20 protein-coding genes, 2 pseudogenes and 1 riboswitch are annotated in these 22,937 nt (G+C 73.1%); of the genes and pseudogenes, 18 read left to right on the top strand and 4 right to left on the bottom strand.

Annotated elements, in window-relative coordinates; translation table 11 throughout:
• Positions 1-74: 74 nt before the first annotated feature.
• Positions 75-533, top strand: a complete 459-nt coding sequence (locus tag ACIRFH_RS23250; RefSeq protein WP_403523936.1) for an acyl-CoA thioesterase — start codon at positions 75-77, stop codon at positions 531-533.
• Here ACIRFH_RS23250 and ACIRFH_RS23245 read toward each other — a convergent pair.
• Positions 493-1,704 (bottom strand): MFS transporter, encoded by a 1,212-nt coding sequence (locus ACIRFH_RS23245; protein WP_403523933.1) that lies wholly within the window; start codon positions 1,702-1,704, stop codon positions 493-495. The two genes, ACIRFH_RS23250 and ACIRFH_RS23245, sit on opposite strands and share 41 nt — an antisense overlap.
• Positions 1,705-1,828: 124 nt before the next feature.
• Here ACIRFH_RS23245 and ACIRFH_RS23240 point away from each other — a divergent pair, with 124 nt between their 5' ends.
• From ACIRFH_RS23240 to ACIRFH_RS23195, 10 genes are all read left to right on the top strand, one after another.
• Positions 1,829-3,019, top strand: a complete 1,191-nt coding sequence (locus tag ACIRFH_RS23240) for an ROK family transcriptional regulator (protein ID WP_403523931.1) — start codon at positions 1,829-1,831, stop codon at positions 3,017-3,019.
• Positions 3,020-3,174: 155 nt separating this feature from the next.
• Positions 3,175-3,305: riboswitch (FMN riboswitch) on the top strand.
• Positions 3,306-3,456: 151 nt separating this feature from the next.
• Complete coding sequence (locus tag ACIRFH_RS23235) at positions 3,457-4,068, top strand: riboflavin synthase (protein WP_403523928.1); 612 nt, start codon at positions 3,457-3,459, stop codon at positions 4,066-4,068.
• Complete coding sequence (locus tag ACIRFH_RS23230) at positions 4,065-4,709, top strand: nicotinamide riboside transporter PnuC (protein WP_403523925.1); 645 nt, start codon at positions 4,065-4,067, stop codon at positions 4,707-4,709. Before ACIRFH_RS23235 ends, ACIRFH_RS23230 begins: the two co-directional genes overlap by 4 nt.
• Positions 4,706-5,995, top strand: a complete 1,290-nt coding sequence (locus ACIRFH_RS23225; RefSeq protein WP_403523922.1) for a bifunctional 3,4-dihydroxy-2-butanone-4-phosphate synthase/GTP cyclohydrolase II — start codon at positions 4,706-4,708, stop codon at positions 5,993-5,995. The genes ACIRFH_RS23230 and ACIRFH_RS23225 overlap by 4 nt, the downstream gene beginning before the upstream one ends.
• A gap of 30 nt (positions 5,996-6,025) precedes the next feature.
• The gene (gene ribH / locus ACIRFH_RS23220; RefSeq protein ID WP_189230675.1) at positions 6,026-6,511 is read left to right on the top strand and encodes a 6,7-dimethyl-8-ribityllumazine synthase; all 486 of its coding nucleotides are present in this window, start codon (positions 6,026-6,028) and stop codon (positions 6,509-6,511) included.
• Positions 6,512-6,545: 34 nt separating this feature from the next.
• Positions 6,546-6,818, top strand: a complete 273-nt coding sequence (locus ACIRFH_RS23215) for a phosphoribosyl-ATP diphosphatase (protein ID WP_011027788.1) — start codon at positions 6,546-6,548, stop codon at positions 6,816-6,818.
• A 49-nt stretch (positions 6,819-6,867) separates the two neighbouring features.
• Complete coding sequence (gene hisG, locus ACIRFH_RS23210) at positions 6,868-7,716, top strand: ATP phosphoribosyltransferase (protein WP_403523914.1); 849 nt, start codon at positions 6,868-6,870, stop codon at positions 7,714-7,716.
• A gap of 49 nt (positions 7,717-7,765) precedes the next feature.
• A complete protein-coding gene (locus ACIRFH_RS23205) occupies positions 7,766-8,245 on the top strand; it encodes a PH domain-containing protein (RefSeq protein WP_403523911.1) in 480 nt (159 codons plus the stop codon).
• 280 nt (positions 8,246-8,525) lie between these two features.
• Positions 8,526-9,857 (top strand): hemolysin family protein, encoded by a 1,332-nt coding sequence (locus ACIRFH_RS23200; RefSeq protein WP_403523908.1) that lies wholly within the window; start codon positions 8,526-8,528, stop codon positions 9,855-9,857.
• Positions 9,854-10,945, top strand: coding sequence for a hemolysin family protein (locus tag ACIRFH_RS23195; protein ID WP_403523905.1), 1,092 nt, complete (start codon positions 9,854-9,856; stop codon positions 10,943-10,945). Before ACIRFH_RS23200 ends, ACIRFH_RS23195 begins: the two co-directional genes overlap by 4 nt.
• A gap of 163 nt (positions 10,946-11,108) precedes the next feature.
• On the opposite strand, the gene ACIRFH_RS23190 is transcribed toward ACIRFH_RS23195, so the two are convergent.
• Entirely contained in the window at positions 11,109-12,974 is a 1,866-nt protein-coding gene (locus ACIRFH_RS23190; RefSeq protein WP_403523902.1) for an AAA family ATPase, read from the bottom strand.
• A gap of 431 nt (positions 12,975-13,405) precedes the next feature.
• Positions 13,406-14,027: pseudogene (locus ACIRFH_RS23185) on the bottom strand (uridine kinase).
• Positions 14,028-14,322: 295 nt separating this feature from the next.
• Here ACIRFH_RS23185 and ACIRFH_RS23180 point away from each other — a divergent pair.
• The 4 genes and pseudogenes from ACIRFH_RS23180 (at position 14,323) to ACIRFH_RS23165 (ending at position 18,213) form a co-directional block, all read left to right on the top strand.
• The gene (locus ACIRFH_RS23180; RefSeq protein ID WP_403523899.1) at positions 14,323-15,693 is read left to right on the top strand and encodes a peptidase C39 family protein; all 1,371 of its coding nucleotides are present in this window, start codon (positions 14,323-14,325) and stop codon (positions 15,691-15,693) included.
• Between the two features lie 149 nt (positions 15,694-15,842).
• Entirely contained in the window at positions 15,843-15,983 is a 141-nt protein-coding gene (locus tag ACIRFH_RS23175; RefSeq protein WP_403523896.1) for an SCO1431 family membrane protein, read from the top strand.
• A gap of 142 nt (positions 15,984-16,125) precedes the next feature.
• A pseudogene (locus tag ACIRFH_RS23170) lies at positions 16,126-16,716 on the top strand (TetR family transcriptional regulator).
• A gap of 324 nt (positions 16,717-17,040) precedes the next feature.
• Positions 17,041-18,213 carry an acyl-CoA dehydrogenase gene (locus ACIRFH_RS23165; RefSeq protein WP_403523894.1) on the top strand — a complete coding sequence of 391 codons (1,173 nt, stop codon included), beginning with the start codon at positions 17,041-17,043 and terminating at the stop codon, positions 18,211-18,213.
• A 447-nt stretch (positions 18,214-18,660) separates the two neighbouring features.
• Here ACIRFH_RS23165 and ACIRFH_RS23160 read toward each other — a convergent pair whose 3' ends face one another.
• A complete protein-coding gene (locus ACIRFH_RS23160; RefSeq protein WP_403523891.1) occupies positions 18,661-19,098 on the bottom strand; it encodes a hypothetical protein in 438 nt (145 codons plus the stop codon).
• A 267-nt stretch (positions 19,099-19,365) separates the two neighbouring features.
• Here ACIRFH_RS23160 and ACIRFH_RS23155 point away from each other — a divergent pair, with 267 nt between their 5' ends.
• The 3 genes from ACIRFH_RS23155 (at position 19,366) to ACIRFH_RS23145 (ending at position 22,902) form a co-directional block, all read left to right on the top strand.
• Positions 19,366-19,806, top strand: a complete 441-nt coding sequence (locus tag ACIRFH_RS23155) for an Lrp/AsnC family transcriptional regulator (protein WP_004002750.1) — start codon at positions 19,366-19,368, stop codon at positions 19,804-19,806.
• Between the two features lie 78 nt (positions 19,807-19,884).
• Positions 19,885-21,489 carry an amidohydrolase gene (locus ACIRFH_RS23150; protein WP_403523889.1) on the top strand — a complete coding sequence of 535 codons (1,605 nt, stop codon included), beginning with the start codon at positions 19,885-19,887 and terminating at the stop codon, positions 21,487-21,489.
• A gap of 525 nt (positions 21,490-22,014) precedes the next feature.
• Complete coding sequence (locus ACIRFH_RS23145) at positions 22,015-22,902, top strand: polyprenol monophosphomannose synthase (protein ID WP_403523886.1); 888 nt, start codon at positions 22,015-22,017, stop codon at positions 22,900-22,902.
• Positions 22,903-22,937 lie beyond the last annotated feature (35 nt).

Below are 22,937 nucleotides of genomic sequence, written 5' to 3'. Positions count from 1 at the left end.
CTCTGAGCGTCCGCTTAGGGTGGAGGGGACCAGCCGTACGTGAGCACAGCCGAGCAGGACCAGGAGCCCCGCCCGTGACCGTCGAAGCCCCCGCCGCCCCCGCCCTGTCCTACGGCAGGCTCGTCCCCGTCACCGTCCACTTCGACGACCTGGACGCGCTCGGTCTGCTGCACAATGCCCGCTACCCCGTGCTGGTCGAGCGGGCCTGGGCCGGGCTGTGGACCGAGCACGGGTTCCGCTTCGAGGGCGACTGGGCGGCGGCCGGCGACGCCTGCAACGCGGTCAAGGAGCTGACGGTCAGCTACGAGGCGCCGGTCACCAGGCCGGGCGCGTACGCCGTCCACCTCTGGCTGGAGCGGCTCGGCACGACCGGGCTGACGTACGGCTTCCGGTTCTGCTCCGCGGACGGCGCCACCACCTACGCCCACGGCACCCGGGTACTGGTCCGGCTGGACTCCGCGACGCTGCGCCCGGCGCCGTGGAGCGAGGCGTTCAGGGCTGCCGGTCGGGCACTGCTGCGCTCGGCGGACTGACCTTCGGCCGGTCGCGGTCGCCGGCGCGCAGGACCCTCGCGAACACCACCAGGCAGCAGGCCAGCACGGTCACCAGAGCGAACGACACCGCCAGACTGGTCGCCTGCGCCAGGCCGCCGATCGCGCTCGGCGCCACCAGCCCGGAGGTGTACGTGATGGTCGCCACGCCCGCGATGGCCAGGCTGGGGTTGGAACCGGCGCGGCCGGCCGCGGCGAAGCACAGCGGGACGACCACGGCGATGCCGAGACCCATCAGCGCGAAGCCGGTCATCGCCACCGCCGGATGGCGCCCGACGACGACGAGCACGCCCCCGAGCGTGGCCAGCGCGCCGCTCACCCGGACCGTGCGCACCGCGCCGAACCGGTCCACCACCTTGTCCCCGGCCAGCCGGGTCACGGCCATGGTGAGGGTGAAGCCCGTCGTGCAGGCCGCCGCGAGACCGGCCGAGGTCTCCAGCCGGTCGCGCAGATAGACCGCCGACCAGTCGAGGCTCGCGCCCTCCGCGAACACCGCGCAGAACCCGACCGCGCCGATCAGCAGCGCCGACCGGGGCGGCAGCGCGAACCGGGGCGGCGGGTCCTCGTCCTCGGCGGGCTGGAGGTCCAGCACCCAGGCGCAGGCCACCAGGCCCAGCACGGTCAGCACCGCCGCGGCGAGGACGTGGTGCAGCCGCGCGTCCGCGCCCAGATGGGCGGCGAGCGTGCCGGCCGCCGAGCCGGTCAGGGCGCCCACGCTCCACATGCCGTGCAGCCCGGACATGATCGACTTGTCGAGCCGGTTCTCCACCTCGACGCCGAGGGCGTTCATCGCCACGTCCGACATGCCCGCCGAGGCGCCGTAGACGAACAGGGCCAGGCACAGGGTGAGCAGGTTCGGGGCGAGGGAGGGCAGGACCAGCGCCAGCGTCCACAGGGCGAGCAGACCGCGCAGGGCGGTACGGGCGCCGAAGCGGTGGCTGACGCTGCCGGCCAGCGGCATGGCGACGGAGGCACCGAGCGCGGGGAACGCCAGTGCCAGCCCCAGCTGGCCCGCGCTCACCCCGGCGTGGTCCTGGATCCACGGCACCCGGGTCGCGAACGAACCGGTGACCGCGCCGTGCACGGCGAACACGGCCGCCACGGCGTACCGGGCGCGCCTCACCTCGCTCTGCGCGTAGACCACTGCGCTCATTCTCGGCTCCTCCGTCGGGTCCGCTCCACTGCTCCGTCGCGCCGCGTAAACTATCAGGAACCCTGCCTGATAGATAGTGAGTTCTCGGCGCGACCGCCGTCCGTCGATCTGGAAGGATCCCGGCATGCCCGCATCCCCGAGCACCGCCCGGGCCATCAACGACCGGCTCGCCCTGCGTCTGCTCCAGCAGGAGGGCCCGTTGACGGCCGCCCAGCTGAAGCAGCTGACCGGCCTGTCCCGGCCCACCGTGGCCGACCTCGTCGAACGCCTCACCGCCTCCGGCCTGGTCGAGGTGACCGGGGAGTCGGGGGAGCAGCGCCGCGGGCCGAACGCCAAGCTGTACGGCATCGTCGCCCACCGGGCCCACCTGGCCGCCCTCGACGTGCGTACCGAGAGCGTCTCCGTCCTCGTGTCGGACCTGCTCGGCCGGGTGCTCGCCGAGGCGTCCGCGCCGATCGGCGACGGCACCGGGACGGGCCCCGCGGTGGAACAGGCGGCCACCCTGGTCGAGCGCGCGGCGAAGGAGGCGGGGGCCGACCGGCTGCACACCGTCTGCGTCGGCGCCCCCGGCCTGATCGACCCGGCCAGCGGTGAACTCCACGACTCCACCGGCCTGCCCGAATGGCACCGCCGCCTGGTGGCCGCGCTGCGCGAACGGCTGCCCGGGGCGCGGGTCGGTGTGGAGAACGAGACCAACCTCGCCGCCCTGGCCGAGCAGCGCGACGGGGCGGCCCGCGGCCGGGACACCTTCGTCCTGCTGTGGCTCGGCCTGGGGGTCGGCGGCGCGGTCGTCCTCGACGGCGTCCTGCGGCGCGGCGTCTCCGGCGGTGCGGGCGAGCTGGGCTTCCTGCCGGTGCCGGGCACGTCGGGCCTGCCCTCGGCCACCGACTGCGACGGCGGCTTCCACTCCATGACCGGTGCGGCGGCGGTGGCCGCCCTCGCGGCACGGCACGGCGTGACGGCCGACTCCGTCACGGGGGAGCCGCACGCGGCCGCGCTGGTGCGGGCGGCGGTACGCGGAGCCGGTGCCGACCCGTCGGCCGGCCGGTTCCTCGACGACCTCGCCGACCGGATCGCACTCGGGGCCGCCGCCGTCGTCTCCGTCCTGGACCCCGGCTGCGTCGTGCTGGCCGGCGAGACCGGCCGGGCGGGCGGCGAGCCCCTCGCCGCCCGTGTGCAGGACCGCCTCGCCCGGATGTCACCGCTCGCCACCGAGGTGCGCGCCGGCGCCCTGGGCGGCGGCGCGGTCCTGCGCGGCGCCCTGCTCACCGCCCGGGACCGCGCCCAGGACGCGCTGTTCGGGCCGGAGCAGTAGGTGCGTCGAACACGGGCATCGTCGACGCCGGCCGCTCAGCCGCCCGGCCTCGCGTCACCGGTGGCCGGTGGCGGCTTCGCGTCGTGTGAGCCACCCCACACCCTCCGCCCGCATGAGCGCGTGTCGGTCGTGGCACACTGGCCCTGTACCAGAAGCAGCGCACTCCGGGGTCGGTGAAAGTCCGAACCGGCGGTTACAGTCCGCGACCCGGTCGCCTCCAGCGGCCGGTTGACCAGGTGAAATTCCTGGACCGACGGTTAAAGTCCGGATGGGAGGCAGTGCGCGGCGGGCGGGCATACGTGCGCGCCGCCGATCTCTGGGCTCGTCCCGCGCGGACGGGCCCCGTCCGGCGTCGCCCCCGGTGTCCTCGCTCGTCCCTTCTGTCGTTCGTCGACAGCCCCGGAGTCCGTGCCCGAAGAGGCAGGAGGACCCGGGAAGTGTTCACCGGAATCGTCGAAGAACTGGGCGAGGTCACCGCCGTCGAGACCCTCGACGACGCCTGTCGCTTCCGCCTGCGCGGCCCCGTGGTCACCGAAGGCGCGCGGCACGGCGACTCCATCGCCGTCAACGGCGTCTGCCTCACCGTCGTCGACCACGACGGCGACGAGTTCACCGCCGACGTGATGGCCGAGACCCTGAACCGCTCCAGCCTCGGCGCCCTCGCCGTCGGTTCCCGCGTCAACCTGGAGCGCCCCACCGCCGTGGGCGCCCGGCTCGGCGGCCACATCGTGCAGGGCCACGTCGACGGCACCGGCGAGATCCTCGAACGCAAGCCCTCCGAGCACTGGGAACTCGTGAAGATCTCCCTGCCCGCCGGCCTCGCCCGCTACGTCGTCGAGAAGGGCTCCATCACCGTCGACGGCATCAGCCTCACCGTCGTCGACGCCGGCCCCGACTTCTTCACCGTCAGCCTCATCCCCACCACCCTCGCCCTGACCACGCTCGGCCTCAAGCAGCCCGGCGACCCGGTCAACCTCGAGGTGGACGTCATCGCCAAGTACGTCGAGCGGCTGCTCGGCGGCCACGTCGAGCAGGGAGACGCCAAGTGAACTGGCTCAACTCCGAGGCCTTCACGCTCTTCGGCCAGCACATCAAATGGTCGGACATGATCGGCAACGTGATCGGTCTGCTCGGCCTCGCCCTCGGCTGGCGGCGCTCCATCTGGACCTGGCCCGTGCAGTTCGTCTCCGGGCTCATCCTCTTCACGGCCTTCGCCACCGCCCACCTCTCCGGCAGCGCCGGCAAGCAGATCGTCGTCATGGTCGTCGCCGCCTGGGGCTTCTGGCAGTGGAACCGCGGCCGCCGGCAGAGCCAGGACGGCTCCGTCGCCGTCCGCTTCGCCACCTGGCGCGAACGCGGCGCCCTGCTCGGCGCCGCCGCCGTCGGCACCCTCGCGGTCGGCGGCCTGTTCACCGCCTTCCCGACCCTGTCCTGGGACCCCTGGCCGGACGCGTACATCTTCGTCGGCACGGTCGTCGCCATGTACGCCCAGGCCCGCGGCATGGTCGAGTTCTGGTTCGCCTGGCTGCTCGTCGACCTGGTCGGCGTCCCCCTCAACTTCGCCAACGGCTTCGCCTTCTCCGGCTTCGTCTACGTCCTCTACGGCGCGCTCGTCCTGTGGGGCCTGCGCGACTGGTGGCTGCGCTCCCGCGACGCGGCGCGGCCCGTCCCGGAAGGAGCGCCCGCATGAGCGCGGTACCCATCCTGTACACCCCCGACGGCCCCGAGGACCTGCTCCTCGACCCCGTCGAACAGGCCGTCGCCGACATCGCGGCCGGCCGCCCGGTCGTCGTCGTCGACGACGAGGACCGCGAGAACGAGGGCGACCTCGTCATCGCCGCCGAGAAGGCGACCGAGGAGATCGTCGCCTTCATGATGAGCGAGTGCCGCGGCCTGATCTGCGCCCCCATGGAGGGCGACGAACTGGACCGGCTCCGGCTCCCGCAGATGGTCGACGACAACACCGAGTCGATGAAGACCGCGTTCACGGTCTCCGTCGACGCCACCGCCGCCCACGGTGTGAGCACCGGCATCTCGGCCTCCGACCGCGCCACCACCCTCCAGCTCCTGGCGAGCGGCACCGCCCGGCCGGACGACCTGGTCAGGCCCGGCCACATCTTCCCGCTGCGCGCCCGCTCCGGCGGCGTCCTGGCCCGGGACGGCCACACCGAGGCCGCCATCGACCTCGCCCGCCTCGCGGGCCTGCGTCCGGCCGGCGCCATCGTCGAGATCGCCGGCGAGGACGGGCGCATGCTGCGGCTGCCCGAGCTGATCCCGTTCGCCCGCAAGCACGGCCTGACGATCATCTCCATCGAGGACCTGATCGCCTACCGCCGCGGCGCCGAGCCCACCGTCCGCCGCGAGGCCGAGGTCCACCTGCCCACCCGGCACGGCGAGTTCACGGCATACGGCTACCGCTCCACGGTCGACGGCGTCGAGCACGTCGCCCTCGTCCACGGCGAGATCGGCGCCGGCGAGGACGTCCTGGTCCGCATCCACTCCGAATGCCTCACCGGCGACGTCTTCGGCTCCCAGCGCTGCGACTGCGGCCCCCAGCTGGACGCCTCCCTCGCCCGCATCCAGGCCGAGGGCAGGGGAGTGGTGGTCTACCTGCGCGGCCACGAGGGACGCGGCATCGGCCTGATGTCCAAGCTGCGCGCCTACGAACTCCAGGAGCGCGGCCGGGACACCCTCGACGCCAACCTGGAGCTCGGCCTGCCCGCCGACGCCCGCGACTACGGCGCCGGCGCCCAGATCCTCGCCGACCTCGGTGTGCGCGCCGTACGGCTGATGACCAACAACCCCGACAAGTCCGACGCCCTCGAACGGCACGGCATCCGGGTCACCGAGCGCGAGCCGATGCCCGTCCAGGCCGGCGAGCACAACCTCCGGTACCTGCGCACCAAGCGGGACCGGATGGGACACGACCTGCCCTGGCTGGACACGACGCCCGTGTCCACCTGCGGCAACCAGTAAGCGCAGCGAGCCGAGGAACCAAGGAGAGACGTGAGCGGCAAGGGTGCACCGGAGCTGTCCGTACGCAACGTGGGCGACCTGCGGGTCGCCGTCATCGCGGCACAGTGGCACGACAAGGTGATGGACGGACTGGTCGACGGCGCCCTGCGCGCCCTGCACGAGCTCGGGATCGACGAACCGACCCTGCTCAGGGTCCCCGGCAGCTTCGAGCTCCCGGTGGTCGCCAAGGTCCTCGCCGGCCGCGGCTACGACGCGATCGTCGCCCTCGGTGTCGTCATCCGCGGCGGCACCCCCCACTTCGACTACGTGTGCCAGGGCGTCACCCAGGGCCTGGTCCAGGTATCCGTCGACACCGGCGTGCCCGTCGGCTTCGGCGTGCTCACCTGCGACACCGAGGAGCAGGCCCTGGACCGGGCCGGCATCGAGGGCTCCAGCGAGGACAAGGGCCACGAGGCGGTCACCGCGGCCGTCGCCACGGCGGCCACGCTGCGCTCAGTATCCGAACCGTGGCGTTAGCCCCGTCGGCACTACGCGTAAAGTGGGCGCCACCATGTCCAAGAAGACTTTCGAGGAGCTCTTCACCGAGCTCCAGCACAAGGCCGCGAACGGCGACCCCGCCACCTCCCGCACCGCCGAACTGGTGGACAAGGGGGTCCATGCCATCGGCAAGAAGGTCGTCGAGGAGGCCGCCGAGGTCTGGATGGCCGCCGAGTACGAGGGCAAGGACGCGGCGGCCGAGGAGATCTCCCAGCTGCTGTACCACGTCCAGGTGATGATGGTCGCCCGCGGGATCTCCCTGGACGACGTCTACGCCCACCTCTGAAGCCCACCGCTTTACCCCTCCACCCCTTCACGCAAAGGAAGCCGACCTCATGCTGCGCATCGCCGTCCCCAACAAGGGTTCCCTGTCAGGCCCCGCGGGGGAGATGCTGCATGAGGCCGGCTACCAGCAGCGCCGCGAGTCCAAGGAACTGCGGATCGTCGATCCGGTGAACGAGGTGGAGTTCTTCTACCTCCGCCCCCGCGACATCGCGATCTACGTCTCCTCCGGCAGGCTCGACATCGGCATCACCGGCCGCGACCTGCTGGTCGACTCCGGTGCCGACGCCGAGGAGATCCTCCCGCTCGGCTTCGCCCGCTCCACCTTCCGCTTCGCCGCCAAACCGGGCACCGCGACCGGCATCGAGGACCTCAAGGGCAGGACGGTCGCCACCTCCTACGAGGGCATCGTCGCGGGCCACCTCGCCGAGCACGGCGTCGACGCCTCCGTCGTCCACCTCGACGGCGCCGTCGAGACGGCCATCGAACTCGGTGTCGCCGAGGTCATCGCCGACGTCGTCGAGACCGGCACCTCGCTGCGCAACGCCGGCCTGGAGGTCTTCGGCGAGCCCATCATGAAGTCCGAGGCGGTCGTGATCCGCCGTACCGGAGCCGACGCGGAGGAGCCCAAGGTCCAGCAGTTCCTGCGCCGCCTCCAAGGCGTCCTGGTGGCCCGGACCTACGTGATGATGGACTACGACTGCCGCGTCGAGCAGCTGGAGAAGGCCGTCGCGCTCACCCCCGGCCTGGAGTCCCCGACCGTCTCCCCGCTGCACAACGAGGGCTGGGTCGCCGTCCGCGCGATGGTCCCCTCCAAGGAGGCCCAGCGGATCATGGACGACCTGTACGACATCGGGGCCCGGGCCATCCTGACCACGGCCATCCACGCCTGCCGGCTCTGACACGTCGTCCCCGACCCCTTCCTCCAGCGTGACCCGGAGCACACACACCATGTCGGACGCACCGTCGGGCGCCGGACCGGACCTGCCCGCCCTGCCCGTCACCTTCCGGCCGGGCCACACCCGAGCCGTTCTCATCGGCCTGGCCGTGGCCACCGCCGTGACCGTCTCGGCGGTCGGCATGCTGCTGAACGGGCTCGGTCCGGGGGAGCGCCTCAGCTTCGTGCTGACCGCCCTCGCCATGGCCGGAGTCCTCCTGCTGCTGGCCCGGCCCAAGGTCGTCGCCGACGAGTCGTGCGTCACCGTCGTCAACCTGACGAACAAGCGGCGTCTGGAATGGGCGGAGATCCTCCGGGTCAACCTCCGCCAGGGTGACCCGTGGGTGTTCCTCGACCTCAGCGACGGCACCAGCCTGCCCGCGCTCGGCATCCAGCCGGGCATCGCCAAGCAGCGGGCCATCGCCGACGCACGTGCCCTGCGCGCCCTGGTGGAGGCCCGCTCCACCGCCGGCCCCGAGGCACCGCGCGACTGACCGTGCCCGCCCCCGGGACGCCCCCCGGAGCGACCGGGGGTCCGGCTCGGCGGCGTCCACCCTGCCGCACACCCCCTTTTCGTGATTAATCTGGGAACGGAAGCCGCGGTCGTCGCGGCTCCGCCCCTGTCGCTCCGCCCGGAGCGCGGGGGTTCCTGCTACCCGAGGAGTGACTCCCTCCGGCGATGGACGGATCGTCCTGCAGTACCTGCGCCGCCCCCTGCCGACATAACGCGGACCGCGCCCACGAGGCGCGCGTCCCCGCTCGGGCGGCGGCATCATGACCACCTCCCTGCTGCTCCTGGCAGCCGCGTTCCTGCTGATCCTGGCCAACGGCTTCTTCGTCGCGGCCGAGTTCGGCCTCGTGACGGTCGAACGTCCGGACGCCGAACAGGCCGCCGCCGACGGCGACCGGCGTGCCCTCCGGGTCGTCGAGTCCCTCAAGGAGCTGTCCTTCCAGCTCTCCGGCACCCAGCTCGGCATCACCATCACCTCGCTCGTCGTCGGCATGCTCGCCGAACCGGCCCTCGCCCGGCTGCTGGGCGGCCCGTTCACCGCGATCGGTGTCCCCGACGGCGCCGTGTCCGGGGTGTCGGTCGTCGTCGGCATGCTGCTGGCCTCGGCCGTGCAGATGGTGATCGGCGAGCTCGTACCCAAGAACTGGGCGGTGTCCAAGCCGCTGCACGTCGCGCGCTTCGTCGCCGGCCCGCAGCACGTCTTCGCGCGGCTGTTCCGCCCCGTGATCTCCGCGCTGAACACCGTCGCCAACCGGCTCGTGCGCATGCTCGGCATCGAGCCGGCCGAGGAGCTGGCCTCCGCCCGCACCCCCGGCGAACTGGTCTCCCTCGCCCGGCACTCCGCCCGGGCCGGCGCCCTGGAACAGGACACCGCGGAACTCTTCGTCCGCACCCTGTCCCTGGGCGAGCTGACCGCACAGCACGTCATGACCCCGCGGGTGAAGGTCAGCGCCCTGCAGTTCTCGGCGACCGCCGAGGACGTGGTCAACCTGACCCGCGCCACCGGTCTGTCCCGTTTCCCCGTCTACCGGGAGAAGATCGACGAGATCGTCGGCATGGTCCACCTCAAGGACGCCCTCGCGGTCCCCGCGCACGACCGGCTGCGCACCCCCGTCGGCCGCATCGCCCGTCCGGCCCTGCTCGTCCCCGAGACCCTGCCGGTACGGCCGCTGCTCACCCGCCTGCGCAGCGAGCAGCCCATCGCGGTCGTCGTCGACGAGTACGGCGGCACCGCCGGCGTCGTCACCCTGGAGGACATCGTCGAGGAGATCGTCGGCGAGGTCCGCGACGAGCACGACGGCCTGGACGTGCCCGAACTCGCCCCCGCCCCGCCCGAGGACGGCCGTCCCGCCTGGGACGTCGACGGCAGTTGCCGCGTCGACGCCCTGCGCCGCATCGGCCTGGAGACGCCCGAGGGACCGTACGAGACGGTGGCCGGCCTGGTCGCCGACCTGCTCGGCCGCATCCCCGCCGTCGGGGACCGCGCCGAACTGCCCGGCTGGCGGCTGTCGGTCCGGCAGGTCGGCCACTACCGCGCCGAACGGATACGGCTGGTGCGAACGGCACCGGCGCCGCTGCTGGAGGCCGCCCGATGAGCGTCCTGCAACTCCTGTTCGCCGCGCTGCTCGTGCTCGCCAACGGCTTCTTCGTCGGCGCCGAGTTCGCGCTCGTCTCCGTGCGCCGCAGCCAGATCGAACCGCTCGGCACCGCCCGCGCCCGGCAGGTGCTGTACGGACTGGAGCACCTGCCGCAGATGATGGCCGCCGCCCAGTTCGGCATCACGGTCTGCTCGCTGACGCTCGGCGCGGTCGCCGAGCCCACGGTCGCCCACCTGCTGGAGCCGGTCTTCGAGTGGATCCACCTGCCGCACGGCATGATCCACCCGCTCGGCTACGTCATCGCGCTGGCCGCGGTCGTCTTCAGCCACCTCGTCATCGGCGAGATGGTCCCGAAGAACCTCGCGATGGCCGCCCCCGAGAAGGCGGCCCTGTGGCTGAGCCCCGGCCTGGTCGCCTTCGCCCGCCTGTGCAGGCCGGTCACCCTCGCGCTCGGCGCCTGCGCCCAGGGCATCCTGCGGCTGTTCCGCGTCGAGCCGAAGGACGAGGTCGAGGCCGTCTTCACCAGCGAGCAGCTCAACCGGCTGGTCGAGGACGCGGGCCAGGCCGGCCTGCTCGACCCGGAGGAGCAGGAGCGCCTGGAGGACGCCCTGGAACTGGGCTCCCGCCCGGTGACCGACGTGCTCCTCGGCCGCGAGTCCCTGGTGACGGTCAGTCCCGCGGTCACGCCGGGCGAGATCGTCGCGCTCACCGCCCGCACCGGGTACTCCCGCTTCCCGGTCGCGGCGGACACGGGCGCCTTCATGGGGTACCTCCACGTCAAGGACGTCCTCGACGTGGAGGACTCCGACCGTGCGGTGCCCCAGCAGCTGTGGCGCCCGATGACGACCCTCCGCCCGGAACTGCCGCTCGACGACGCCCTCACCGTCATGCGCCGCGCCGCGACCCACCTGGCCCAGGTGGCCGACGCGTCCGGAAAGGTGCTGGGCCTGGTCGCGCTGGAGGACGTCCTGGAACTCCTGGTCGGCGAGGTACGAGACCCGGCCCACCGGGAGGCGACGGTGGTGGCGGAACAAAGGGCGAGCGGAGCCCCGGAGGAGGCACTGGCCCAGCCGCAGCCGTCGTAGCTGCGGGCAGTCGCGTCTCCTCCCTCCCCCCCCGTGCCGGAACGGCCCGGGAGGTACCCCCCAGGGCGGCACGGGCGGGCGCTGGGGGTCCCTCCTCTGGGGGAGGCACCCCTTCAGCGGGGCGAGCGCACACCCATCCGGCGCCGCCCCGCCTCCGGGGCCCTCACAACCCCGGAGGGTCCTGCGGCCCCCGCCCCGACAGCACCTCCCCGTACGCCTGCATCAGGTCCGGCAACCGCAACGTCGCCAGGTCCTCCCGCGTCAACACCCCGGAATACCCGGACAACCGCAGGTCCCGGTACGCGCAGCTCTTCTCGTACAGCGTCCGCAGGAACCGCCCGTTCCCCAACTCGTCGATCCACCCCTGATCGACCACGTGCCCGGCGATCGACCGCAGTTCGTCGAGCGCCTCCTCGTCCCACACGTCCCCGTTCTCCGCCGCGAGCACCTCCCCGATGGCGGTCAGTTCCAGCGGCCGGTACGACGGGAAGTCCACGCGGGTGGTGAACCGGGACGACAGCCCGGGGTTGGCGGCCAGCAGCCGGTCCATGCCCTCGGGGTAACCGGCGAGGATGACCACCAGGTGATCGCGGTTGTCCTCGGCCCGCTTCAGCAGCACCTGCAGCGCCTCGTCCCCGTACGCGTCGCCCTTGCCGTATCCCGAGTTGGACAGCGAGTACGCCTCGTCGACGAACAGCACGCCGCCGAGCGCGGAGTCGATCAGCTCGTTGGCCTTCACGGCCGTCTGCCCCAGGTACTCGCCGACCAGGTCGGCCCGCTGCGCCTCGACGAGGTGGTCGCCGCCCAGCAGGCCGAGGGCGTAGAAGACGCGGCCCAGGATGCGGGCCACGGTGGTCTTGCCGGTGCCCGAGGGGCCGGAGAAGACGAAGTGACGTTTGGGAGGCTGGACCGGCAGGCCCTGCCCGGCCCGCAACCGCGCCATGTTCAGCTGCGCGGACAGGGCCTTGACCTGCCGTTTCACCGGATCGAGGCCCACCATGCGCTCCAACTCGGCGAGCGCTTCATCCAGTAGCACGGGATCCGTGGGTCCGGCGGGCAGGGACGGTTCCGGTACACCGTCCCGCCTGCGTACCGACGGACCGGTCAGCGTGGGGAGCACGCCGGACGGCGGTGGCTCGGGGGCGGACAGCTTCAGGTCGCGTTCCTCGGTGCCGAAGAGCGGGTCGAGCCCGTCGAACCCGTCCACGCCGTCCGGTCCGGCGCCGGCCGGGGCGAGTCCCGCGAGGCCGTCCGGGTCGTCGTAGCCGTCGCTCTCGGCGATCGCCGCCAGCCGGGCCGTGGTGTCCATGAAGGCCGGGTCGACGCGGTGCACGGCACGGTACAGGGGCAGTGCCGCGGCGCTGCGGCCCGTGCCCTCGTGGGCCCGCGCCAGCCAGTAGCGCAGCTCCTTGCGCTGCGGCTGCTCGCTGCGGCACCGCATGAGCGCGGCCGACAGCAGCGGTTCGGCCTGTCCGTACATCTCCAGTCGTACCCGGGCCATTCCGCTGAACAGGCCCGCCTCGATGCCCAGCAGGGGATCGCCGAGCAGCGGATCGGTGTGCCGGACGAGCTGTTCCCAGTCCTTGACGAGGTAGGCGCGGCAGGCGTGCAGGAAGCGGACCTGGGGGTCGGTCTCCACCGGTGGCAGCCCGGCGAGGGCCCGGTCCAGCTCCGCGACGTGGCGGCCGTCCAGCCAGTGCGAGGCGTGTGCGAGCAGCAGGTCGCGCGGGGTCTCCAGCACGGGCTGGACCCACCAGCCCAGCCAGTACCAGGAGTTGAGCGTACGACGGTGCCGGGCGCGCTGTTCGCCGAAGCGGTCGCGGTGCCGGAACATCCGCAGCAGCGCGTCCGTGGTGTCGACGCGCAGCGCGTGCAGCCCCAGCCAGCCGTCGGCCATCGCGGGGTCGATGCGCACCGCGGTCCGGAACTCCTCCTCCGCCTGCGGATAGGCCCCCACGGTGTAGGCGTCCACGCCGCGCAGCCAGGCGAGGTCGGCCGGGGCCTGCGGGCCCTGCGTGCCGAAGTCCATCACGTCCCCCACGAACCGTGCCCCCGTCGGTATGCCACCGGGCCGTCGCCCGTCGGCGCTCCGCTCCAACCGCTGTACGGGCGACCGGAGTTGCAAGGTGCGCGCAGCGGCCGTCCGTAGGTCGCACACCGAGGGCATCGTACCCGCGGCGGTCTTCCCTCCGAAGGGTGCGGGGACAGGCCGTTTCCCGAGGTGGGGCAGAGGGAGCGCATGCGGGAAGATGACCGAGGGTGACCGACACGCGTCGTGGAGCAGTCGGAAACGGCGTTCAGGGCAGAACGAAGCCCCCGGTCACGGGGGAACAACCGGGGGCTTCGCGTTTCTGAGCGGTTCCGAATGACCGCACATTCAGAACGTAAGACCTGTATGGCCCCTGGGTCAAGCGGAGTTGGGGCACTCCGGCGAGTCCCGGAGGGGCGGTCTTCACACGTTCAACACATTGCGGAGGTGTCGTCACTCCGCGTGACACATGCCGTCGGAGTCTGAAGACCCGGCAGGCCCCGGAAGCACCTCGTACCCCTCATCTCCCTGACGCACCAGAAGGTGCGCGAAGGGGCGCGAGGGGTCATCGGCGAAGTGCCGGCGCTCCGCCGGGATCCACCCGTCCCAGAACGTCCGCTGTTCCGCCCCGTCGCGCGCCCTTCCGCGGCTCCACGCCTCCTCGCACGGCAGCTCCATCCACAGCAGCAGGGCCAGATGCGGGCGCAGGTCCCGGCGGCCCGCGCCGACCCCCTCGACCAGGACGACCGGTGCGGGCGGCAGTGGGCGGGGTGCCGTGAAGCGCCGGGCGCGCCAGTCGTAGGGCGCGTAATGCGCGGTGTCGCCGCGCCGCAGGGGTTCGATCACCTGACTCAGCAGCCCCCCGGTCCAGCCGAACAACTCGTCGTGGCTGGCGATGTCGTCGAGGTGCAGCACCGGCGCGCCGCCCAGCGAGTCGGCCAGCCGTCCGGCGAACGTGGACTTTCCCGACCCGGCGTGCCCGTCGACGCCGACGAGGCGCACGGGCCCGCAGGAGGGGGGCAGTCGGTGGATCCGGGCGGCGAGGTCGTGGATGGCGTGTCCTGGGCGGAGCGGAGGGGGACGGGCGTTCGCCCAGCACTCTAGCCGCGCCCGCACGGCCCCCGGCGCCCGCCCGCTCCCGAACCGCCCCCGCACCTTGAGCGCTCCCGCCCCGTCCGCGCCGCGCGGCCTGTCCCCCTCCGTCCTTCCGCCGTGTCACTGGTCGACACCAATGTTCATGGCGTGGCGTGCGCAGAAGTGCTGGCAGGAGTGGCAGCCTGCGGCCATAGTTGGCGCACATCCGTGCAACGGAACCGCCCCGACTCGCACACCTGGGGGTCTTTCGCCCATGAGCAGAGCCGAACAGCCGTCCCGCAGAACGGTCCTGGCCGCCGCCGTCGCCGCCGCGGTGGCCGGCGCCGCGGTCCCGGCCGCCGCCGAGGCCGCGCCGTCCGCCGGCACCGCGGCCGCGGGCCCGGACCGCACCGCCCGTCCGGTCGACTACCGGGCCTGGACCACGTTCCAGGACTGGCGCGGCGGAACCGCCGAGGGCGCCCGGCCCGTCGCGGGCGCCCGCCCCGGCGTCGTCATCGACGTCCCGGCCGGCACCGCCGAATACACCGACCCGCACACCGGCAGGACCGCCACCTGGGAGTACGCGACCTGGACGTCCCCCGTCCACCGGCTCGCCGTGCCCGCGACGGAGGTCATCGCCTCCTGGAACGCCCACACCCCGGAGGGCGCCTGGCTCCAGGTCGAGCTCAGGGGCACCTACTCGGACGGCACGGACACGCCCTGGTACGTCATGGGCCGCTGGGCCGCCGGCGACCAGGACATCCGGCGGACCTCGGTCGACGACCAGAGCGACGGCAGGAGCAGTGTCTGGACGGACACCTTCTCGATCGACGACGCCTCCACCGGCCTGCGTCTGGTCTCCTACCGGCTCCGGCTCACCCTCTACCGCCGCCCCGGTACGCGGGCCACCCCCACCGTCTGGCGGCTCGGCGCCATGGGCTCCGACATCCCCGACCGCTTCACCGTCCCGGCCTCCGCGCCCGGCTTCGCCGGTGAGCTGCGCGTCCCGCGCTACTCCCAGGAGGTCCACAAGGGCCAGTACCCGGAGTACGACAACGGCGGCGAGGCCTGGTGCAGCCCCACCTCCTCGCAGATGATCATCGAGTACTGGGGCGGCCGGCTCACCAAGGAGCAACTCGCCTGGGTCGACCCCTCGTACGCCGATCCGCAGATCTGTCACGCGGCCCGGTACACGTACGACTTCCAGTACGCCGGCTGCGGCAACTGGCCCTTCAACGCCGCCTACGCGGCCACCTTCAAGGACCTCCAGGGTGTGGTCACCCGCCTCGGCTCCCTCACCGACCTGGAGACGCTGATCGCGGCCGGCATCCCGGCCATAACGTCCCAGTCCTTCCTGGCGAAGGAGCTCACCGGGGCCGGATACGGCACCTCGGGTCACCTCATGACCGTCATCGGCTTCACCGCCGACGGCGACGTGATCGCCAACGACCCCGCCTCGGACGACAACGAGGCCGTGCGCCGCGTCTACAAGCGGCGCGAGTGGGAGAACATCTGGCTCAGGACCAAGCGGTACAACGCCAGCGGCAAGGTCGTCTCCGGCACCGGCGGCGTCTGCTACCTGTACTTCCCGGCCCGCCCGAGCCCCCGCCAGCGCAAGGCGCTCGAGGCGGTGGGCGTGCGCTGACGTCCGCGCCGCCATGACGGCCTCCGGCACGCACCACCGCCGGGGGCCGTCCGCTGTGACCAACGTCTCCGCCGCACACGGCGTGGACGGTGGCAAGGTGGACAGGGCCAGCGGGGGACTCAGCAACCGTTCGAGAGCAGCGAGAAGCCATGACCGCACACACCGCCACCGCCGCCCGTGTCCGAACCGGCGGCCCCAAGGACGACGGCCCGAAGGTCTTCGAGCACATCATGGGCTGGACCCTCGTCGTGGTGATCGCGATGTTCGTGGTCCAGACGGGCCTGCTGTGACATGACCCGCGTATGACCTGCCCCACGTCCTGCCTCGTCGCGCCGCGGACGTCCCGTCGCCCGTAGGGGACCAGGGCCGGAATCGAACACCGGTCAACAACGTACCGAAGCCCGTCCCCGGCCGCGCGGCACGGACCGCTCTCTGGCCCGCCGCGCCGAACTCGTCGCCGTCGGGCGCAGGTTGTTCGCCGACACGTCGTACGGCGCACTCTCGACGGACGACACCGCCCGCCAGGCGAATGCCCCCGAAGGGCTGAACCACTCCTGCTTCCGGTCCGAGCGGGGCTCCTACCCGGTGGTCATCCAGGACTCCGTCGCCGGCCTGGTCGCCCGCGGCCTGCGGCGCCGAACCGCCGCAGGCGGACCGCGTCCACCGCACCGTCGACGGCTGTCCGCGTCACGCCGAGCACCACCAGGCCGCCCACCGCGCGGTCGTCGGCGGCGGCATCGGCTTCGACGCCGAGGCGCACGCCGTCCGAGACGGGGTGCGTGAGGTGATCGTCGTGACCATCGCCGAGGGCGCGTACGGCCGTCGCGGCATCGGCCCGCCGGCCCGCACGGGCCTGCTCCCCCGGGTGCGCGGCGCCGAGGGCGCCGCCCTCGGCCGGATCGACCGTCCCGAACCGCCCGCGGGACCATGCGCGACCTCCTGGTGCGGACGCCCGGCGGCGCCCTGCACGCCGTAGGGGAACCGGACCCGGCCCGCCCCGGCCCCGCCCGCCGGGACGCCTGACGCGGAGGCTGAGCCGCCCCCGCCCCGCGTCTCGTCGACCGGTCGGCCGGCCGCCCCGACCGGCTCCCCGCTCGCGGTGTCCCCACCCGTCTCCCGGACGAATGCGCGGCGCCTTCCGGGCGGGCGGGAGATTTCTCGGAGTAAGCGGTCGTTAACTGGTGACTCCATGCGTCCGATCGGGCATACTCACAGCGCACAGCCGCTGGTCAGCCGCTTCCGCGACCCGGGAGTGCGAGCATCGGCCAGGCCCGAACGACCAGGCGGAGCCGCCTCCACCCAAGGCGCACGTCCGCCGATGTGCCCGACAGGGAGGAGAGCGTCGCCATGCCCGACCGCGCCCCGCAGCCGGTGGACCGGCAACTGCCCACGGACGAGGCACGGGATCTGATCTCGCTCGTCCGCGACATCGCGCAGCGCGAGATCGCCCCGAGCGCGGCCGAGGAGGAGGACGCCGGACGCTTCCCGCGCGAGGTCTTCACCCTGCTCTCCGAGGCCGGCCTGCTCGGCCTGCCCTACGACGCCGAGTACGGCGGCGGCGAGCAGCCCTACGAGGTCTACCTCCAGGTCCTCGAGGAACTCGCCGCGGCCCGGCTCACCGTCGGCCTGGGCGTCAGCGTGCACACCCTCGCCTCCTACGCGCTCGCCGCCCACGGCACCAAGGAACAGCGGGCCGAGCACCTGCCCGCGATGCTCGGCGGCGGTCTGCTCGGCGCCTACTGCCTCTCCGAACCGGCCTCCGGCTCGGACGCCGCCTCCCTGCGCACCAAGGCCGTGCGGGACGGGGACGACTGGGTGATCACCGGGACCAAGTCGTGGATCACGCACGGCGGGATCGCCGACTTCTACACCGTCATGGCGCGGACGGGCGTCGAGGGTCCGCGCGGCATCACCGCCTTCCTGGTCCCCGGCGACGCCGACGGACTGAGCGCCGCGGTGCCGGAGAAGAAGATGGGCCTCAAGGGCTCGCCCACCGCACAGGTCCACCTCGACGGGGTGCGGGTACCCGACGCCCGGCGCCTGGGCGACGAGGGGCAGGGGTTCGCGATCGCCCTGTCCGCACTCGACTCCGGGCGGCTCGGCATCGCCGCCTGCGCGATCGGCGTGGCCCAGGCGGCGCTGGACGAGGCGGTGTCCTACGCGGCCGAGCGACGGCAGTTCGGCAAGCCGATCTCCGACTTCCAGGGGCTGCGCTTCATGCTCGCCGACATGGCCACGCAGATCGAGGCGGGCCGCGCGCTGTACCTGACGGCGGCACGGCTGCGCGATGCGGGACTGCCGTTCGCCAAGGAGGCCGCCATGGCCAAGCTGTACTGCACCGACGCGGCGATGCGGGTCACCACCGACGCCGTACAGGTCCTCGGCGGCTACGGCTACACCGCGGACTTCCCGGCCGAGCGCTACATGCGCGAGGCCAAGGTCCTGCAGATCGTGGAGGGCACCAACCAGATCCAGCGGATGGTCATCGCCCGTCACCTCGCGGGACCCGAGGAACGGTGAAGGTGCCGGTGACGCTGAAGTCACCGGCGGCCACGACGCCGCCGAGCCCGCGTGGAGGCTCGGCGAGCCCGACCCGTCCCGGGTCGTGGCGCCCCGGCAGGGTACGGCCGAGGTCGGCCCAGGGCCGCATCGACTCGCGGTAGATCGGCGGGTCCGGGGCTGCGGCACCGGCAGTGCCGGTCCCCTCGGCACCGGCACGAACACGCGACGCCGGCTCCCGGTCGCCGAGTACGTGGGAGTCGTACCCGAGGGCAACGCGGCGCGGACAGGTCACCGGCCCACGGAATCGGGCGTGCGTTCACGGAGTCCGCCGCGCCTGTCCGGTACGGCGCCCCTCGCGCGAGGTCGCGACACACCCGTCCGCGCCACGGCGGCCTGCGAGCCGTGGCGCGGACGGACCTGCGCAAGGGAACGGCGCTCTCCGGGTACGTCCGGGAACGCGGCCGCTCAGGCGGCCTCGCGCCGCATCGTCGGCACGCGCATCGGGCGCGATCCCGGGCCGCCGACGTGGGAGAAGGGCTGGGTCCGCCAGTCGAGGCTCCGCGGCAGCGTCAGCAGCAGGGCGGTGTCCTGCTCGTGGGGCTGGAACGACTCGTCCGCCGGACGGGCGTCGGCGGCCCTGCGGCCGGTACCCGCGCAGACGGTCAGACCGAACGGGTTCCACGGCGAGGCGCACAGCGCGTGCTCCGGCAGCACCTCCTCGTCCGCCAGCAGGGCGATGGGCTGCGCGCAGTCCGGGCAGATCACCCGGTACATCTCGAAGGTGTCGTAGGCGTCGAGCTCCTCGTCGTCGAAGACGTCGGGATCGACGCCCTCCGGCACGGATTCGACGACGGGCTGCTGCCGCTTGGGCGCGGTACGACCAGGGCGCTTAAGACTCTGCATGGGATTCTCCCCCTCGGGCTGGGCCGTGACGGCACTGCGGCCTCGACCACAGCAAGCACTTCCCGTCCCCCCTTCCGGGTAATCACGAGAACATCACGGAGACGGAGCGGATGGTGTGGTGTTGGTCACACGCCGCTCGCAGGTGCCCGGTGCGGTGGTTTTGTCCCCCGTCACGCCGCCCGCCGACCCCACCCGCATCACGAACCGGGCATGACCCGGGCCGCTCAGGTATCCGAGGAGATCAAGCGCACTGTAGGTTCTTGCGCCATGGAGGAGCTGGACCGACAGATCGTGCAGCTGCTCGTCAAGGACGGGCGGATGAGCTACACAGACCTGGGCAAGGCCACGGGCCTGTCCACGTCGGCCGTGCACCAGCGGGTGCGGCGGCTGGAACAGCGTGGCGTCATCCGCGGATACGCCGCGGTCGTCGACCCGGAGGCCGTCGGGCTGCCGATGACCGCCTTCATCTCCGTGAAACCGTTCGACCCCAGCGCGCCCGACGACATCGCCGACCGGCTGGCCGGGGTCCCCGAGATCGAGGCCTGCCACAGCGTGGCGGGCGACGAGAACTACATCCTCAAGGTGCGCGTGGCCACCCCGCACGAGCTGGAGGAACTCCTCGCCCGGCTGCGTTCCCTGGCCGGCGTGTCGACCCGGACCACCGTGGTCCTCTCGACGCCCTACGAGGCCCGCCCGCCGCGGATCTGACCCCGCCCGGGCGCCCTGACCCCTGATGGCGCCGACCTGCGTGCGGACCGCCCGGCGCGAGGGGCGAGACTGGTGTCCATGAGTGAGTCCACCACCCCGCCCGCCACGGTCCTGCTGCGCCGCGGCGAGGTCCACAGTCCCGCCGACCCCTTCGCGACGGCCATGGTCGTCGAACGCGGACAGGTCGCCTGGGTCGGCTCCGAGGGCGCCGCGGACGCCTTCGCGGACGGCGTGGACGAGGTGATCGACCTGGACGGCGCCCTGGTCACCCCGGCGTTCACCGACGCACACGTGCACACCACGTCCACCGGCCTCGCCCTCACCGGCCTCGATCTGTCCGGCGCCCCCACCCGCGAGGCGGCCCTCGCCCTCGTCCGGGACTTCGCCGCGGCCCGCCCCGGCGACCGCGTCCTCCTCGGTCACGGCTGGGACGCCTCCCGCTGGCCCGACGGCCTGCCCCCGACCCGCGCGGAACTGGACGAGGCCACCGGCGGCCGGCCCCTCTACCTCAGCCGTATCGACGTCCACTCCGCGGTCGTCACCACCGCCCTGCTCGACCTGGTCCCGAGCGGCGTCGGCCGGACGGACGGCCCGCTCACCGCCGACGACCACCACGCCGTGCGCGCCGCCGCCCTGGGCGCCGTCACCCCCGCCCAGCGCACCGAGGCCCAGCGCGCCGCCCTCGCCCACGCCGCCTCGCTGGGCATCGGAACCGTTCACGAGTGCGCAGGCCCGGAGATCTCCTCCGAGGACGACCTCACCGGACTGCTGCGCCTCGCGGCCGAGGGCGACGGGCCCCGCGTGGTCGGCTACTGGGCCGAACAGGACGTCGACAAGGCGAGGGAGCTGGGCGCGGCCGGCGCCGCGGGCGACCTCTTCGCCGACGGAGCCCTCGGCTCGCACACCGCCTGCCTGCACGAACCGTACGCCGACGCCGGCCACACCGGCACCGCCCACCTGGACGCCGCCGACGTCGCCGCCCACGTCGTCGCCTGCACCGAAGCGGGCCTCCAGGCGGGCTTCCACGCCATCGGCGACGCCGCCGTGACCGCCGTCGTGGAGGGCGTGCGCGCCGCCGCCGACAAGGTCGGCCTCGCCCGCGTCCGTGCCGCCCGCCACCGCGTCGAGCACGCCGAGATGCTCACCCCCGAGACCGTCGCGGCCTTCGCCGAACTCGGCCTCACCGCCTCCGTCCAGCCCGCCTTCGACGCGCTGTGGGGAGGCGAGGACGGCATGTACGCCCAGCGGCTGGGCACGGAGCGGGCCCGCACCCTCAATCCCTTCGCGGCCCTGCTGCGCGCCGGTGTCCCGCTCGCCTTCGGCTCCGACAGCCCCGTCACGCCCCTCGACCCGTGGGGCACCGTCCGGGCCGCGGCCTTCCACCGCACCCCGGAGCACCGCGTCTCCGTGCGCGCGGCGTTCACGGCGCACACGCGCGGCGGCTGGCGGGCGATCGGCCGGGACGACGCGGGCGTCCTGGTGCCGGGCGCACCCGCGGACTACGCCGTCTGGCGCACGGGCGAGCTGGTGGTCCAGGCCCCCGACGACCGGGTCGCGCGCTGGTCGACGGACCCGCGCTCCGGCACCCCCGGGCTGCCCGACCTGACCCCGGGCCGGGACCTGCCGGTCTGTCTGCGTACCGTGGTGGGCGGTCGGACGGTCTTCGTACGGCCGGGCGAGTGATCTCCACGGCCGACGGTGCGGTGATCTTCTGACCCGCGGGTATCGGGCATCCGTCGCGCTGACCTGGGCATTGGTGCGAAAGTCGCAGGTCGAACGACTGTTGACAGGTCACAGCGGAGGGCCGGTAGGTTCGGCGGAGTCCACCACCGGACGCCCGACCGGGAAACCTCCGCGCACCCGCCGCGGCGCCGCTGCGTCAGGGACGGTGTGCCGCGCCGGCGCACCGCCACTGGGAGCCAGGCTCAGCGCTCGCGTCACGGCGGGGGAACGATACGGCCGGTCGGGAGGTGTGACCCGGGTGGGGCCCGGGCGCTCAGTAGACAACGGCTTTCGGTCGACCCGCAGCCAGCGGGTCCCTGGCCGGCCCGAAGGGCGCCGGGCCCCCATCCGCCGCGGAAACGGTCCGAAACGCGCATGCCTACCCGGATTCCGCGGCGGCGACACCGCTGTTCGAACCTCCTGTCACGTCATCGCAGGCTGCGGCCACTATGGTGGTCCTCTGCGTACGGACATGAAGGGGCAGCAGTGAACGACGGCGACGGGACGCTCGCGGCAGCGGACCAAGGGAGGCGGTTCGGCCCCCTGGGCACGGTCCTGGTGATCATCCCGACCTACAACGAGGCGGAGAACATCAAGGCGATCGTCGGGCGCGTGCGCGAGGCGGTCCCCGAGGCACACGTTCTCGTGGCCGACGACAACAGTCCCGACGGCACCGGCAAGCTCGCCGACGAACTGGCCGCCGGGGACGATCACGTCCAGGTCCTGCACCGCAAGGGCAAGGAGGGCCTGGGCGCCGCCTACCTCGCGGGCTTCCGCTGGGGCCTGGAGCACGGGTACGGCGTGCTGGTCGAGATGGACGCCGACGGCTCCCACCAGCCCGAGGAACTTCCCCGTCTGCTGACCGCGCTCAAGGGGGCCGACCTGGTGCTCGGTTCCCGCTGGGTGCCCGGCGGCCGGGTGGTGAACTGGCCCAAGTCCCGCGAGTTCATCTCCCGCGGCGGCAGCATGTACTCGCGCCTGGCGCTCGACCTGCCGCTGCGCGACATCACGGGCGGCTACCGCGCCTTCCGCCGGGAGACCCTGGAGGGGCTCGGCCTGGACGCGGTCGCCTCCCAGGGCTACTGCTTCCAGGTCGACCTGGCCCGACGGGCGATCAAGGCCGGTTACCATGTCGTCGAGGTGCCCATCACGTTCGTCGAGCGCGAACTCGGCGACTCGAAGATGAGCCGCGACATCCTCGTGGAAGCCCTCTGGCGGGTCACCACGTGGGGCGTGGGGGAACGGGTCGGCAAGGTCCTGGGCCGCGACAAGCCGAACGAGAAGACCGCCGGCAAGGCCATCGACAGGCCGGGCGACGGACCGGCCGGGAAGAGCGCACCGGCGCGCCCGGCCGCGCCGGACGAGAAGGCCTGATCACCCCCTTATCCCGTGCTGAGCCGCGCCCAGGC

Origin of the sequence: Streptomyces sp. NPDC093586 (genome assembly GCF_044764905.1) — a bacterium.
Taxonomy (GTDB): domain Bacteria; phylum Actinomycetota; class Actinomycetes; order Streptomycetales; family Streptomycetaceae; genus Streptomyces.
This window is presented reverse-complemented; position numbering and strand designations above follow the sequence as displayed.

Bases quoted from the DNA above. Each gene is read 5' to 3' on its own strand.
- ACIRFH_RS23160 (WP_403523891.1), bottom strand. From the start codon at position 19,098: ATGCAGAGTCTTAAGCGCCCTGGTCGTACCGCGCCCAAGCGGCAGCAG.
- ACIRFH_RS23175 (WP_403523896.1), top strand. From the start codon at position 15,843: ATGACCGCACACACCGCCACCGCCGCCCGTGTCCGAACCGGCGGCCCC.
- ACIRFH_RS23240 (WP_403523931.1), top strand. From the start codon at position 1,829: ATGCCCGCATCCCCGAGCACCGCCCGGGCCATCAACGACCGGCTCGCC.
- ACIRFH_RS23245 (WP_403523933.1), bottom strand. From the start codon at position 1,704: ATGAGCGCAGTGGTCTACGCGCAGAGCGAGGTGAGGCGCGCCCGGTAC.
- ACIRFH_RS23190 (WP_403523902.1), bottom strand. From the start codon at position 12,974: ATGGACTTCGGCACGCAGGGCCCGCAGGCCCCGGCCGACCTCGCCTGG.
- ACIRFH_RS23150 (WP_403523889.1), top strand. From the start codon at position 19,885: ATGAGTGAGTCCACCACCCCGCCCGCCACGGTCCTGCTGCGCCGCGGC.
- ACIRFH_RS23225 (WP_403523922.1), top strand. From the start codon at position 4,706: ATGAGCGCGGTACCCATCCTGTACACCCCCGACGGCCCCGAGGACCTG.
- ACIRFH_RS23200 (WP_403523908.1), top strand. From the start codon at position 8,526: ATGACCACCTCCCTGCTGCTCCTGGCAGCCGCGTTCCTGCTGATCCTG.
- ACIRFH_RS23195 (WP_403523905.1), top strand. From the start codon at position 9,854: ATGAGCGTCCTGCAACTCCTGTTCGCCGCGCTGCTCGTGCTCGCCAAC.
- ACIRFH_RS23165 (WP_403523894.1), top strand. From the start codon at position 17,041: ATGCCCGACCGCGCCCCGCAGCCGGTGGACCGGCAACTGCCCACGGAC.
- ACIRFH_RS23215 (WP_011027788.1), top strand. From the start codon at position 6,546: ATGTCCAAGAAGACTTTCGAGGAGCTCTTCACCGAGCTCCAGCACAAG.
- ACIRFH_RS23180 (WP_403523899.1), top strand. From the start codon at position 14,323: ATGAGCAGAGCCGAACAGCCGTCCCGCAGAACGGTCCTGGCCGCCGCC.
- hisG (WP_403523914.1), top strand. From the start codon at position 6,868: ATGCTGCGCATCGCCGTCCCCAACAAGGGTTCCCTGTCAGGCCCCGCG.
- ACIRFH_RS23205 (WP_403523911.1), top strand. From the start codon at position 7,766: ATGTCGGACGCACCGTCGGGCGCCGGACCGGACCTGCCCGCCCTGCCC.
- ACIRFH_RS23155 (WP_004002750.1), top strand. From the start codon at position 19,366: ATGGAGGAGCTGGACCGACAGATCGTGCAGCTGCTCGTCAAGGACGGG.